The organism is Atribacteraceae bacterium, from assembly GCA_035477455.1.
GTDB lineage: Bacteria > Atribacterota > Atribacteria > Atribacterales > Atribacteraceae > DATIKP01.
The window spans coordinates 1-13,461 of sequence record DATIKP010000169.1 but is presented as its reverse complement, the minus strand read 5'-3'; the positions used below and the strand labels follow the sequence as shown (position 1 = coordinate 13,461).

Sequence of the window (13,461 nt, the reverse complement as noted above, 5' to 3'; positions counted from 1 at the left end):
AGGTCGGCTGCTTTACCACAGAATCGAAGCCATAACCGATTGGCTTTCCGAGTGCCATATCGATACTGTGGCGGGGGAGACCACCGGCGTATACTGAATGAAAAATTTTCTAAGTCCACCAAGCCTCACCATGTTCTTCGGTGATCACCACGCTTCTCAAAAACGCAACCGCTTTTTCCAATCCTTCCTTCACCGACATCAACGAGTCTTCATGTTCGATCGACAGCGCTCCCTCATATCCTATGATACGCAGGTTGCTGACCAAATCCTTCCAGAAGCCGGCGCCGTGCCCGTAGCCGACGGTCCGGAAAATCCAGGCCCGGTGCATTTCTTCGGTATACGGTTTGGTATCCAGGTTGCCGTTGACCAGACTATTGATCGGGTCGATCTTGGTGTCCTTGGCGTGGACATGAAAGATCGCTCCCTCCAGTCGCCGCAGGGCCCGGATAGGATCCATACCCTGCCAGAACAGGTGGCTGGGATCGAAGTTGGCCCCGATTGCCTCACCGGCTTCCAAGCGCAGACACAAAAGGGTTTCCGGATTGTACACGGAAAAACCGGGGTGCATTTCCAGGGCGACCCGGACACCGTGATCGCCGGCGAACCGGGCAGCATCCTTCCAATAGGGAATGATTTTATTTTCCCACTGCCATTTGACGATCTCCTGAAAATCGTTCGGCCACGGACAGGTCACCCAGTTGGGGTATTTTGCCTGTTCCGAATCGCCCGGGCATCCGGAGAAGGTGATCACCGTTTTGACCCCGAGCTTCTCGGCCAGCAATACCGTTTTTTCGAAATCCTTATGGTGGGCCTGGGCCAGCGCGGGATCAGGATGTACGGGGTTTCCGTGACAACTCAGAGCACTGAGTTCGAGCTCCCGGGAAAAAACCGCATCACGAAAACGGGAGAAGATGCCCGCATCGGCCAAGAGCCTTTCTGGATCACAGTGTGCCTTTCCCGGATAACCGCCGGTTCCAATCTCCACCGCCTGAACTCCGATGCTTTTGACATAATCGAGCGCCTGGTCGAAAGGCTGGTTCTGCAGTAACACCATGAATACACCAATTTTCAAGGCTTATCCCTCCTCCTGATGGTATTGGAAAGTTTTCATTCCTGGGATGCTCGTCACCGGCCCCGGTGTCGGGCGACACCGTGTGAATCCAGATGGTATCGATCACCGATTGTATTTGTATCTCTTGACTTTTCCCATCCTCTCCTCTATAAAGATACAAATATACTCCGGCCGACCAAAGAGACGGCGCCTCTTAATTCCAGGATATTTTGGCAAACCGGGTTCAGTGTATCATAATTCCTCCCCGCAGAAAAGAACAAATTTCCGGCAGGACTGACAGGAAAAAATGGGGGAAGGATACAAAGGAGGAACGGCTGTGGCTATAACCCAGCGGGTCCGGGAAATCGAAGAATCGGCGACACTGGCGATCGCTGCGCGGGCCCGGGAACTGAAACGTTCGGGGGTCGATGTTGTTTCGTTCAGTGCCGGTGAACCGGACTTCGACACCCCAACGCTCATCAAGGAGGCCGCTCAAAAAGCCATCGACCGGGGAGAGACCAAGTATACGGCGACCAGCGGCATCCTCGAACTGAAAGAGGCCATTTGCCGCCATTTCCGGGAGAAAAAAAACGTCGATTACCTCCCGCAGGAAATCATTGTTTCCTGTGGCGCCAAACATTCCCTATACAACGCGATAATGACTCTTTGTGAACCAGGTGACGAAGTTCTCTTACCCCGGCCGTTCTGGGTCACCTACCTGGAACAGATCAAGCTGGCTGGAGGAAAACCGGTGATCCTGGACTGCCATCCGGAAGCTTTGACCGTCTCGGCGGAGACGATCGAAAAGGCCATTACCGACCGGACCACCCTGCTCGTCCTGAACAATCCGGTCAACCCCAGCGGTGTAGTCTGGCCAGAGAAAGAGCTCTTGCGCATTCTCGATTTGGCCATCAGGCACGAATTCACGGTCATCTCCGATGAAATCTATGACAGCCTGACCTATGATGGAGTTGAAGTCGCCTGTTTTGCCGCTCTTAACCCGGAAGCCCGACAAAGAACCGTCGTGGTCAACGGTGTTTCGAAAGCCTATGCCATGACCGGCTGGCGAATCGGCTATGCCGCAGGTCCCCGGGAAGTCATCCAGGCCATGGGAAGGCTCCAGGATCATATGACCTCCAACCCGACCTCCATCAGCCAGTTCGCCGCCCTGGCCGCCCTCAATTGCCCGGACTCGATCGTTAAGGACATGGTGACGGCGTTTGACCGCCGCCGGAAGCTTATGATCTCTTATTTATCCAGGCTGCCCGATGTCCGTTTTCCGCTTCCGCAAGGCGCCTTTTACGTCTTTACCGATTTTTCCTCCTACCTGGCTCTCCAGGGGGCAAGCGGTCCGATCGGGAACTCACAACGATTGACGGAGATTCTCCTGGAACAGGCAGAAATAGCCTGTGTTCCTGGAAGCGCGTTTGGAATGGAAGGGTACTTGCGTTTCTCCTATGCCACCTCAGAAGAGAACATCCACAAGGGTATGGAACGCTTGACCAAATTTTTACGTAATCTTACCTAAAGAAAGGTGTTAAAGTAAGGAGGTGTCGTTATGCCGGCGATATACCTGCTGGATGTCACTAACCGGGACGGAGTGCAAACCGCGTTTCTCGGCCTGGCGAAAATCGAAAAAACCATGATCAACTTTTTTCTTAATAATATGGGTGTTTTTCAGAGCGAATTCGGTTTTCCCACCACCCGGCACGAAACGAACTATCTCAATGCCAATCTCCAATTGGCCGAAAAAGGCTTCCTTTCTCCCATCCGCCTGAGCGGCTGGATGAGGGCGATCACCAAGGATGTGGAGCTTGCTTTTCAACTGGTCCCCCAAATCCGTTACCTCAATCTGTCCATCTCCACGTCTCAGCAGATGCTCCAGTATAAGTTTCATGGGAAACTGGATCCGAACGAAATCATCCGCTCGGCTACCGAGGCGACAAAGGCCGCCCGGAACCTGGGTGCCCTGGGAGTGGGGGTCAACGCCGAGGACGCTTCCCGAACCGATCTGTCTTTCCTCATCGAATTTTGTCTGGCGGCCAAGGAAGCGGGGGCCGAACGGTTCCGTTATTGCGATACCCTGGGATACGACAGCCCGTTTACGATCTACGAACGAATTGCGGAAATCGCCGAAAAAACCCAGATGCCGATCGAAATTCATTGTCACAATGACCTGGGCATGGCGGTGGCCAACTCGGTGAGCGGAGCTAAAGGTGCGGTTGACGGCGGGGTGGACGCCTACATCAATACGACCGTCAACGGCGTCGGTGAACGGGCCGGCAATGCCGATCTGGTTTCGATCATCCTTGCCATTCAGTATTCCAATGGGCTGGAAGGTAATCGGTACGCAATCAATCCGCCGGTGAACCTCAAGGCGGCCTGGAAAACCAGTAAATACACATCCTATGCCTTCAAGGTTCCCATTCCCATCACCCAGCCGGGGGTGGGGGCCAATGCCTTTGCCCATGCCTCGGGCATTCACGCCGACGGCGTGATCAAAGACCGGAAGAACTACGAACTCTACGATTTCGAGGAACTGGGACGGGGAGAGCCGGAACTGATCGAGACCGGGCGTCAGATCGTGATCGGAGAATACAGTGGAATCAAGGGTTTCCGGAACGTGTATGAAAACCTGGAGGTCGAATTCCAGAACGAAGATGAGGCCCGAGAGATACTCGAACTGGTCCGTTTCGCCAATGTGGAAAAACAGAAACCCCTGGTCGCCGACGAGCTGGTGTTTATCGCCCAGCATCCCAAGGAGGCTCGAAAAATCCTCACTCTCTCCCCGTGAAGAAATCTAATCTTCCAACCCATCACCGTTCACCGATCACAGTTTTATTAATAGAGATAAAAGAATAGCCGGTTGTTAGGCGGTAGATAGAAATACCGGTTGTTAGATTGTAGGTTTTCAGGTAAAACAAAAATTTACATTGGTATTACCCAAAAGCCTAAACGGCTAAATACTATAGCCTGTATTTTTAGAGAGGAGCCATTGCCTTGCCCTTGGTTACATCGCGAACACTGATCGACCTAGCCGAAAAACATAACTGTGCCATCCCCGCTTTCAATACCCCGCACCTGGAATTCATGATGTGGGTATTGAGCAAGGCGGAGGCTCTCCGTTCTCCGGTCATGATCCAGGTTGCCCCGGTGGAACACCGGTATACAGACATCCGGGCTCTGTCCGCAAGCCTCTCGGCCCTAAGCGCTCGCTATACGGTTCCCTTTTCTCTCCATCTGGACCATGCGCACCAATACCCGGAAATCGTGGAAGCGATCCAATCCGGTTTTTCTTCGGTGATGATCGATGCGTCCCGGTATTCTTTCGAAGAGAATGTTTGTCTCACTCGACGAGTCGTCGAGGTCGCCCACACCGTCAATATATTGGTCGAAGGAGAAATCGGACGGGTCGGAGGTTTGGAGGGAGACGAAAGTTGGGAAAACGAAGAATCGGGTGATTCTTATTACACCACGACTGAAGAAGCGGTCCAGTTTGTCCGGGAAACCGGAGTGGACAGCCTGGCTGTAGCGGTCGGCACCCGGCACGGTCTCTATTCCGGAGAATCTCCGACCCTGAATATACAGCGGGTCCGGGAAATTCGTGAAGGGACGGCTATTCCCCTGGTGTTACACGGCGGGAGCGGTACGCCGGTTGAACAACTGCAACTGGCTTGCCGTTCCGGAGTACGAAAAATCAATTTCAGCACTATATTGCGGGTTGCCTTTCTCCGGGGTCTCCAGGGATACCTGACCCAGGATAACGGGGAGTTTTTTCTACCCAAAATATTTGAGGCGGCTTCCCGGGAGGTTGTCCGGGATGTTCAGGAATGCTTCGACTCCTGCCTGTCGGCGGGGATCGCCTGAGAGGGACATCAGGAAAACGAAAAGGAATCAGGGGCCCATCCGATGTGGTTTTCGACTCATGTTCTGACCGGATTGGCTTTAGCTACCAGAATCGAAAGCATCCCCTTGTTGGCTCTCACCGGATTGGGGAACCATATCCTGCTTGATATGATTCCCCATCGGGATACTCCAACTCTCGGCTGGGCCGCCGCCGACGTGGTTTTCGGCCTATTCGCCGGGTATCTTATCTGGCGCTGGTTGACTCCCGGTCCCCTTGCTCTCTGGGGCGCTTTTTTCTCCGCCTGCCCGGATTGTGAAGTGCTCCTGAAGGAATGGGGAATCATCCGGAAAACCCGCTTCCCAGCGCACAATCTCCGATGGCATGGGTCCTGGCCCACATCGCTGGGGAATCTCCCCAACCTTCTCATCGGCGGCCTGGGTCTCCTGACCATAATTTTTCGGTGAATACCCCTCGTTATCCGGTCTAAGCCAACCTTTCACCACTTCCGGGTTAACGCAGTAATGGGGAAGTCGACCGGCCATCACCATCTGGATATTGCTGGCCACTTTCTCGGCAATCCCCCGATAGGAGACGTCGGTAACCCCGGCAATATGCGGAGACGATAGAACCCGGGGGTGTCTGAACAGAGGGTCGCCGGGTGGTGTCGGCTCCTCCCAGAAGACACCTAACGCCACTCCTCCCAACAGCCCCTGGCCAAGGGCCTCGTCCATAGCCTTCCTACCTGATCAACCCCCCCCCGCGAAGGGTTGATCAGGTAGGCTCCCCGGCGCATTGCCCGGAATTCCCGGTACCCGATCATCCGATCGGTTTCCGGCTGCAGCGGTAGGCAAAGAAAGACATAGTCCGCTTCCCGCAACAGTTCACCCAGATTCTCCATGCCCTTACCCATTCAAAACCATAATTCTGAAAAGGAAAGCTCTCCGGCCGCCGCTTCACCCCCACAAGTCTCATGGCAAAGGCATTGAGCCGCCAGGCCGGAGCCTTACCAATGCCACCTACTCCGACAATCCCGGCAGTCCGTCCATACAAGGACTGTCCCCAGGGGGTTCCCCGGGGAGCACCGCAGCGGACCGACTGTTGTATTACCGGGTATTGCCGGCTCAGGGCCATCGCGGCCATGACTGCCCAATTCCGCCACCGATTCGGCGTTTCCGGTTCCAGCGGTGGGCACGTTGGCTACCGCGATACCCAGTTCGGTCGCCGCCTCCCGATCCACACCTTCCAATCCAGCTCCCCATTGCTGGATCAGGCGTAAATTTTTCCCCCGGCATATCATTTCCCGGTCAATCCTGGCCATGGCCGGAATCAGGACATCGGCATGGGCTAGGGGGCATCGGAAAAACATAGCGGTTCGGCCTGGGTAATCTTTTGTTAATTTGATCTACCATGCCTTTTCAGTATAATTTACCCGGCTGGTCAGATACATAAGGGCGAGGACCAAGCGATTAGCCGTTTTTTTCGTAAACTTTCGGAAAAACCGGAAGAACCAGTCAGGGTAATATACCGTTTTCGATCAGCTCAATGAACTTTCTAACGATCCGGCGGTCGAACTGGGTCCCCTCACAACGGCGAAGCTCCTCAATGGCCTGCTGATTATCCATGGGCAGGCGGTACGGCCTCCCGTTCGTCATCACGTCGAAGGCATCGATTACGCTGATGATCCTGGCCAGCAAAGGGATCTTCCGCCCGGCGAGCCCCCGGGGATAACCGTTCCCGTCCCAGCGCTCATGATGGGAGAGGATCGCTTCGGCAATCGGCATCATATCTTTGGACGATAGAGCGATACGGTAGCCGATTTCCGGATGTTTTTTGATTTCTTCCCATTCATTCTGGTCCAAAGCGGCGGGCTTAGTCAGGATGGAGCGGGGCATGGCGATTTTCCCCAAATCATGAAGGCGAGCCAGGAGATCGAGTTCGTTGAGTTCATCGTCGCTTAGCTTCAGGTGTTCCCCGAGATGCTGGCTCAGTGTTCTCATCCGCCGGGCATGTTCTTCGGTTTCCAGCGTCGTTTCCTGCAGCGAGCGCTCCAGAGAAAGAATGATGGAATGTCTGGCACTGTAACTTTCGGTAAATTTTTTCCGGTACATCCGCTCTTCGGCAAGCCTGATTATAGACTGGATATCTTGTGTCGGAGAGTCTTTTGTCGCATAGCCCAACGCGATACTGAGGGGAATGGCTTCGGAACTGGCTTGCTGACATAAAGACTGAACCCGTTCGAGAATTTTCTGGCAGACTTCACCGGGTGTACGGAGGAGGAGCACCGCAAACTCATCACCACCCCAGCGGCAGATGATGTCTTCTTCACGGAAGCTTTCTTTCAGGAGCGCGGACATCCGCCTGAGGAGTTCGTCTCCCCGCTGATGCCCGAACGCATCGTTGACGATCTTCAGTCCGTTGACGTCCCCGATGAAGATGCTGACCGGATGCCCTGCTTCACGGTCAATTCTTTGCAACTCTTCTTCAAAAAAAGACCGGTTGAACAGGCCAGTCAGGGAATCGTGGTAACTGAGGTAGCGGATCCGGTCCTCCGTTTGTTTCCGCTCGGTGATATTTAGCCGGATCTCCACCACGCCGGCCACCGATCCGTCGCTCCCCCGAACCGGACTGCCCCGTACCCACCACATGGCCCCATCCGGATCAGTTATTTCCCCTTCCTGAACTCTCCCATCGAGAAGCGCTTTCCTGGTAGGGCAGTGTTCACAGCGGTGCGTCGCCGGGGGCCAAATGTCATGGCAGCGCTGCCCCTGAACCTCGTCAAGTTGCCGGCCGGTCGCCATCATCCAGGCCTGGTTGGCCCAGATCAGGGTGCATTCCCGATCCAAAAAGCAGACGAGTTCGGAAAGATTATTCAGGATAACCCGTTTTTCCTGTTCGGCTATGCGCAGGGCATTTTCCGTATTCCGGGAACGGGTGATGTCCCGGCTCACCCCCACCATCCCTCCGATCTCACCCTGATGGCTCCGGAAGGGAATCAGGCTGGTCAAGTAGACGCCTCCATCGCTTCCGTACACCTCCTGGTCCTGCCCCGGGCTCTCTCCCCGCTGGTCGCCGGGCTGAGAACCCGGGGAGGGAGGACGGATGCCGCAGCCGGGGAGGAAGACTTCATTCACCGCTTTTCCAATCACATCCTGGGGTTTTTCGAAACCACACTGGCGGAGCAGGGCTTCATTGACCAGGAGAACCCGCCCCTCCCGGTCCTGGACGAAAACAGAGTCGGGAATGGTGTTGACCAGGGTCCGGAGTAAATTCTGCTCAAAGGCGAGGTCCTCCTCGATTTTTTTGCGGTCGGAAACATCCCGAGCACTGAGAACGATACCCTGAATAGTGGGTTCCTGCAGGAGATTGTTCCCGGTCGATTCCAGGTAGATCCAGGAACCGTCATGATGCTTGAAACGGAAGGGAGGATAGGAAACCAGGGCCCCTGGAAGACGGATCCGCTGGAAAAAAAACCCTTCCAGAAAACACCGTTCGTCCGGGTGAACGAAGGCGAAAATACTTTTCCCCTCCAGCGCTGCGGGTTCATAGCCCAAAATACGGAGTACGGAGGGACTGGCAAATTTCATGATTCCCCGGGCATCGAGGATCCAGATTAAATCATTCACATGTTTGATCAACGCGTGAAAACGCTTTTCATCATTCAGGAAAGAATTCTCCGTACTCCGTTTCTCCCAGAGAATACCGACCAGAGGGGCGACAATTTTCAGAACCGATAAACCTTCCAGCAAGACATGCGATTTTGTGGCCGACTCCAAACCGAAAAACCCTATCCAGCTATCGTGGTGAAAAACCGGAACGAACACGGCGGCTTCTATACTTTGACTGCGCAGGATTTCCCGCTCTTTGACCGCTGCCGGGGGCAGATCCTCCAAGCTCAGAAAAGCCACCGATTGTCTCTTCGCCAGCTCCTGAACCAACCAGGTAAACCGCTTCATAGTCATGCTCTGAAGCGGTTGGATATGTGAGCGTTTCGAAACGGCCGCCCATTCCACGGCCAGATCCATACTTTCGCCGTCATCCGATAAAAAAATGAGGTAACTCCGGTCTGCTGCGGCATATCGGCTGATAATCCCCAGGAGTTCCTGGATCCGGTTTTCCATTTGTTTCGGTTCCAGGTTGATCAAACACGAAGTCGCGGCAATGATCGTTTTTTCCAGCCCTAGCGTATTATCCAATCCGGCTCTTCCGCTCCATTCATTTCAATAGAGATTTCCGATCTACGGTATTTCCGTTTTCCATGTTCACCGAGAACGTAGCGAGAGGAGAGCCGATTATGCTCTGTCCATACCTCGTACGTCGGCCAGAACCGCTTTTTCCTCCTTCTTCAAGACCTTCCCCAGATCCAACAACACCAGGAGTCGGTCGGGGAGTTTGCCCACCCCCCGGATGTACTCCGCTTCGATGGAGGCGATAAGGGGAGAAGGGGGTTCGATCTGATCCTCAGTGATCCGGAGGACCTCGTCCACCGCGTCGACGATCATGCCCACCGTGTGGGGGTGGACTTCCACCACGATGATGCGGGCGCTCTTCCGGTCCTCTCGTTTGGCCAGGGCGAAGCGCTTGCGCAGATCAATCACCGGGATCACCCGCCCCCGCAGGTTGATCACCCCCTCCACGAAATCAGGTGCCCCGGGAACCTCGGTGATCTGCTGCAGGCGGATGATCTCCTGAACCCGGGCGATATCGATGCCGTAGGTCTCCTCCCCTAGCTGGAAGGCCACTAATTGCTGTTCGTTGGTTGAAACGGTGTTTGCTCGTTGGTTCATAACGACTCCTTTCTTCCTGATCTCTTGAATCTTCCCCGCCCCGCGCAGCCCGGCGTATACCTGGGAACGTCTGAACCAAACCATCCCGCAGGAACCGGCCTACACATACAACCCGCTGTGCCAGGCTGAGAGCAGATGATATAAATTATCTTGCCAAAATCACGGAAAAACAAAAAACAAAAGGGCCTCCCCAGTGCGGGACCGGCGAGACCGAATTATGCCTGAATACTCAAAATACTCGCGGATGAGGTGCTCAGAGACCGCCAGGCACCCTTGTTCTCTTCCCCCCAGCTTCAGCCAGCCGTAAAAAAGCATCGATCGATATGGGGAAACCATCCCGGAAAATAGCGAAATCGGTACTGAATACCAGCAATGGATCTTCGGAAGCCTATTCGAGTAGTCGGTTGGTCTGTATAAACACATTCATGATTTTGCTGCAAAAACTCATTTCAGCAAGGCCCCGTTGCCATCAACAACGCCTCATCTGGCATTTTCTCGCACGCATCAATGACCACGTCTGGTTGCAGTGCTGCTAAATCAGACCCAGGCTTCCTTTGTTCTTTTGCAGCAAAATTACTTATTGCAGTAGAATCAATCATATATTCTGCGGCTTTACATCTGTAGGGACACAACCTGTTAAGGCTCGGCCGCAAAGTCGGGTGATTTAGCAAAGGGGAAGTTTACAGATTTTTTTCCATGAAGGCCAGGATAGCTTCCAGTTCATTGATTTTTTCGGCCGCATTGCCGGTTTCCAAGGCGGTCCGTAAACAGGTTTCCAGGTGGCGGTGGAGGACTTTGCTATTGGCCTTGCGCAACATGGAAATGGCCGCCAGGATCTGCCGGGAGATATCGATGCAGTAGGCGTCCTCGTTGATCATGCGGATTACGGCATCGAGCTGTCCCCGAGCGTTCTGGAGCATGCGGAGATTCTTCGCGTGTTTGGGGCCTGGGTTGTTCATCGTACCGTTATCCATACCCGGCGCTGCCTCGGTCCGTCGAACTCGCACAGGTAAATGCCCTGCCAGGTGCCCATCTGAAGCCGACCCTTTTCGACCATTACCACAAGCGAGGTCCCGACCAGGGAGGCTTTGATGTGAGCCGGGGAATTCCCCTCACCATGGAGATAGCCCGACGCGGGGACGATCCGGCGGAGTCCCTCCAGTATATCAACGGTTACGTCAGGATCGGCGTTCTCGTTAATGGTGATTCCAGCAGTGGTATGCGGAACATGGATATAACACAAACCCTCCGGCTGTTGTGAAGTCGAAACTATTTCGGCCACTCGGGAGGTGATGTTCACGAACTCCTCCCGGGCGCGGGTGGTAATCAAAATTTCCCTGTACATGGCAGGTCCTCCCTTTATTCCAAAAGCTTTTGTAACGCATCCTCCGGCTTCTCTTCGTCCGCGGGGCCGTCATCTCCAGACCGGTACAGGCCGCCTTTACGAAACTCCGAGGTCGCCCAGGGGGTAAGAGGAAAACGAACAGTCACCGGCAACCGCAGAAAGGGTTGGTCAATGATCACTTCACCGGGCAACAGGGCTGAAGCCTTTTCCCGCAAGGCACCGGACAGATGGGCGTATTCATCCCGATTCAGTTCGGCGTGTTTCTGCCGACCCACGACGGTGGTCGCTGCCTGGGTAATCACCCGGTAATCCACCTGGGACGCGGTCTGTTCCGCACCAACCAGGACTACACCAAATGAGCGCCCCCGCTCAGCGACATCCCGGAAGATAGACCCTAGCGGTCCGCCGCCGTTACGGGGAGCATACTTGTTCAGTTCATCCAAAAACACGAAGACGGGTTCCTCCAAAGCTTCGCTTTCCTTGCGAAGCATGATGTCCCGCAGTACCGCACCGACCACGAACGCCTGGGCCCGTACCGACAGCTTGGACACGTCCACCACTGTCACCCCTCCGGGACGGTTCCAGTCCAGGTTATAGGATGGAACCGGCGGGCGGTCCACGATAGTTTGGGAAAATTCGATCCGCCGCCACAAAAGGTTGAGTCCGGTCCGGCGGGCGGTACGCAGCCGCCGGGATACGGCCAACAGGGTGGCCTCCCCGAGAAGTTCCTTACGAAGAACTTTGATCAGTTCACCCTCATCTCCTCCTCCCTCTCCTCCGGAAGGGTCGACCCGTAGCATGCGCAACAAGGCATCGAAGTCGTTGGGGAGGGAAAAGTTAGTCAGGATCACTTCGGGATCCTGCCGGGAAGCCTTGAGATAAGACAAGACCAGGGTCTTCTGGTCCAATCCGTCAGGGGAGATCCGAAAATCCCGGTAACTACCGGAATTCAGTTCCTGCCGGGCCTCCCGTGCCAACCTTTCGTAATTGTCCCGCAGCAGATCTTCCATGACCACCACCGCCAGTTGAAAATTGACGTTGGCGGCCAGTTCTTCAGGATCGAACATAAGGGGGAGCAAGCCATATTCGGCGATATCCAACACGTCCCATCCATAAGCCGCCACTCCCCGCCGCTGGCGACTGATCCTGAGTGTCCCTCGTTCGTCCCGGGGGGCGACATACACGGACACCTGTTCGAAAGGATGGGGCTCCACCCCGCAGGCACGGAACATGTCCTCCCACTCCCGGATATTCCGCCGGCCTTCGCCTTCCACGGTGTTTCGCGCATCGAGCCAGTCCTTGTTCCAGTGATCGAGAAACAGCAAGCTTTCCCCCTTGACATTGAATACAATCGAACGACTGCGCGCCAGGAGGGAGTCCTTAAGCACTTTTCCGCCGTACTCCTTCATCATCCACAATAAGAAAGTGGCATACGATGTCTTGGCCGCCACGCCGGACTGGCCGCTTACATTGACGTGGGCTCCGTTGTCACCCAACAGATAACGCAGATCGAAATAGGCTGGAGCGCCTCCGCTCAGGACCCCTGCCGGCACTTCACGGCTACTGGCCCGGATCCGGTCATACCCCAGGGCGATATCCGATTCACCGGGCTCCGCTCGGCAGACACCCTGCCCCACCGGCGGGGGCAGAGCCGGCGGAACGGTGAGCCAGGACCCCTCAACCTCGGCAAACACCCGGGTGACCACCACATGAGCGAGGTAAATCGCCGTTCCTTCATAAATTCCTTCGGCAAAGGCCTCTTCCTGATATCCCGAGGTGATGGTTCCATCCCAGCGGGTCACCACCTCGGTAATGACCCCGAAAACCCGGAATGGACAACCGTTGTGCCGGTACTCGACCTTGATCACGTCATCAAGACCGAGAAAGGTGCTCCCGGTGTTGACCCGGACCCAGAAAGCGAATGGAGTGATTTCCTGTAATCCACTGACGGTACCGATTAGCCGCTCCATATCAATCCCTCCTGATCAGCCTGTTGAAAAGCGTTCGCATGTACACCGGGGGAAGAAAATAAAGGCTGAGGTGTTCTTCCAAAGCGATCATGGGAAAGAGGTTTTCGGGAAGCCGTTTCCAAACGTAATCGCCACTCAGGTTCGGGAGGCAGTTACACAATGAATCGAAAAACGCACCGATCGCCTCCCGAAGTCTAACGACCTCGCCAGCTTTAGCCAGCACTTCCAACCGAACCAATCCCTTCCAGGGGGCATAGGGATCCGGATGAACCAGACGGGTGTAGCTGAAAACCCGAAGCTGCGCCGGATCACCGGGAAGCTCAGTACAGAAAAAGGGGGTGCGCTCACCCCGGGCCAACGTGAAGACCGATTCCCCGGCCCAGCAGGACAGTTCTCGTTCCACCGGTGGGGCATTATCCGGGACGTTTCCCAGCCGGAGATAGCGGATGCGCTTCACCAAACCA

The 13,461-nt window shown here is 55.1% G+C and carries 13 protein-coding genes; 4 read left to right on the top strand and 9 right to left on the bottom strand.

The genetic code is table 11. From position 1 onward, the window contains the following. Positions 1-109: 109 nt before the first annotated feature. Complete coding sequence (locus VLH40_10115) at positions 110-1,072, bottom strand: sugar phosphate isomerase/epimerase (protein HSV32354.1); 963 nt, start codon at positions 1,070-1,072, stop codon at positions 110-112. Positions 1,073-1,388: 316 nt separating this feature from the next. On the opposite strand from VLH40_10115, the gene VLH40_10110 reads away from it, so the two are divergent. From VLH40_10110 to VLH40_10095, 4 genes are all read left to right on the top strand, one after another. Continuing rightward, entirely contained in the window at positions 1,389-2,579 is a 1,191-nt protein-coding gene (locus VLH40_10110; GenBank protein ID HSV32353.1) for a pyridoxal phosphate-dependent aminotransferase, read from the top strand. A gap of 30 nt (positions 2,580-2,609) precedes the next feature. Continuing rightward, positions 2,610-3,845 (top strand): hypothetical protein, encoded by a 1,236-nt coding sequence (locus VLH40_10105; protein ID HSV32352.1) that lies wholly within the window; start codon positions 2,610-2,612, stop codon positions 3,843-3,845. Between the two features lie 206 nt (positions 3,846-4,051). Further along, complete coding sequence (locus VLH40_10100) at positions 4,052-4,918, top strand: class II fructose-bisphosphate aldolase (protein HSV32351.1); 867 nt, start codon at positions 4,052-4,054, stop codon at positions 4,916-4,918. A gap of 42 nt (positions 4,919-4,960) precedes the next feature. Beyond that, positions 4,961-5,362: a hypothetical protein gene (locus VLH40_10095; GenBank protein ID HSV32350.1), complete on the top strand. Its 402-nt coding sequence runs from the start codon at positions 4,961-4,963 to the stop codon at positions 5,360-5,362. A 221-nt stretch (positions 5,363-5,583) separates the two neighbouring features. Here VLH40_10095 and VLH40_10090 read toward each other — a convergent pair whose 3' ends face one another. The 8 genes from VLH40_10090 to VLH40_10055 form a co-directional block, all read right to left on the bottom strand. Then, entirely contained in the window at positions 5,584-5,796 is a 213-nt protein-coding gene (locus tag VLH40_10090; protein ID HSV32349.1) for an NAD(P)-dependent oxidoreductase, read from the bottom strand. Between the two features lie 105 nt (positions 5,797-5,901). After that, the gene (locus tag VLH40_10085; GenBank protein HSV32348.1) at positions 5,902-6,264 is read right to left on the bottom strand and encodes a hypothetical protein; all 363 of its coding nucleotides are present in this window, start codon (positions 6,262-6,264) and stop codon (positions 5,902-5,904) included. A gap of 145 nt (positions 6,265-6,409) precedes the next feature. Continuing rightward, positions 6,410-9,091, bottom strand: coding sequence for a PAS domain S-box protein (locus VLH40_10080; GenBank protein HSV32347.1), 2,682 nt, complete (start codon positions 9,089-9,091; stop codon positions 6,410-6,412). 96 nt (positions 9,092-9,187) lie between these two features. After that, positions 9,188-9,682: a chemotaxis protein CheW gene (locus VLH40_10075; protein HSV32346.1), complete on the bottom strand. Its 495-nt coding sequence runs from the start codon at positions 9,680-9,682 to the stop codon at positions 9,188-9,190. A 680-nt stretch (positions 9,683-10,362) separates the two neighbouring features. Then, positions 10,363-10,641, bottom strand: coding sequence for a metal-sensing transcriptional repressor (locus tag VLH40_10070; protein HSV32345.1), 279 nt, complete (start codon positions 10,639-10,641; stop codon positions 10,363-10,365). After that, a complete protein-coding gene (locus VLH40_10065) occupies positions 10,638-11,027 on the bottom strand; it encodes a secondary thiamine-phosphate synthase enzyme YjbQ (GenBank protein HSV32344.1) in 390 nt (129 codons plus the stop codon). Before VLH40_10065 ends, VLH40_10070 begins: the two co-directional genes overlap by 4 nt. Before the next feature lie 14 nt (positions 11,028-11,041). Beyond that, entirely contained in the window at positions 11,042-12,997 is a 1,956-nt protein-coding gene (locus tag VLH40_10060; GenBank protein ID HSV32343.1) for an ATP-binding protein, read from the bottom strand. Between the two features lies 1 nt (position 12,998). Continuing rightward, positions 12,999-13,461, bottom strand: a 463-nt coding sequence (locus tag VLH40_10055; GenBank protein ID HSV32342.1) for a hypothetical protein, incomplete at its 5' end; no start/stop codon positions are given.

Bases quoted from the DNA above. Each gene is read 5' to 3' on its own strand.
- VLH40_10060 (HSV32343.1), bottom strand. From the start codon at position 12,997: ATGGAGCGGCTAATCGGTACCGTCAGTGGATTACAGGAAATCACTCCA.
- VLH40_10065 (HSV32344.1), bottom strand. From the start codon at position 11,027: ATGTACAGGGAAATTTTGATTACCACCCGCGCCCGGGAGGAGTTCGTG.
- VLH40_10090 (HSV32349.1), bottom strand. From the start codon at position 5,796: ATGGAGAATCTGGGTGAACTGTTGCGGGAAGCGGACTATGTCTTTCTT.
- VLH40_10070 (HSV32345.1), bottom strand. From the start codon at position 10,641: ATGAACAACCCAGGCCCCAAACACGCGAAGAATCTCCGCATGCTCCAG.
- VLH40_10085 (HSV32348.1), bottom strand. From the start codon at position 6,264: ATGTTTTTCCGATGCCCCCTAGCCCATGCCGATGTCCTGATTCCGGCC.
- VLH40_10075 (HSV32346.1), bottom strand. From the start codon at position 9,682: ATGAACCAACGAGCAAACACCGTTTCAACCAACGAACAGCAATTAGTG.
- VLH40_10095 (HSV32350.1), top strand. From the start codon at position 4,961: ATGTGGTTTTCGACTCATGTTCTGACCGGATTGGCTTTAGCTACCAGA.
- VLH40_10105 (HSV32352.1), top strand. From the start codon at position 2,610: ATGCCGGCGATATACCTGCTGGATGTCACTAACCGGGACGGAGTGCAA.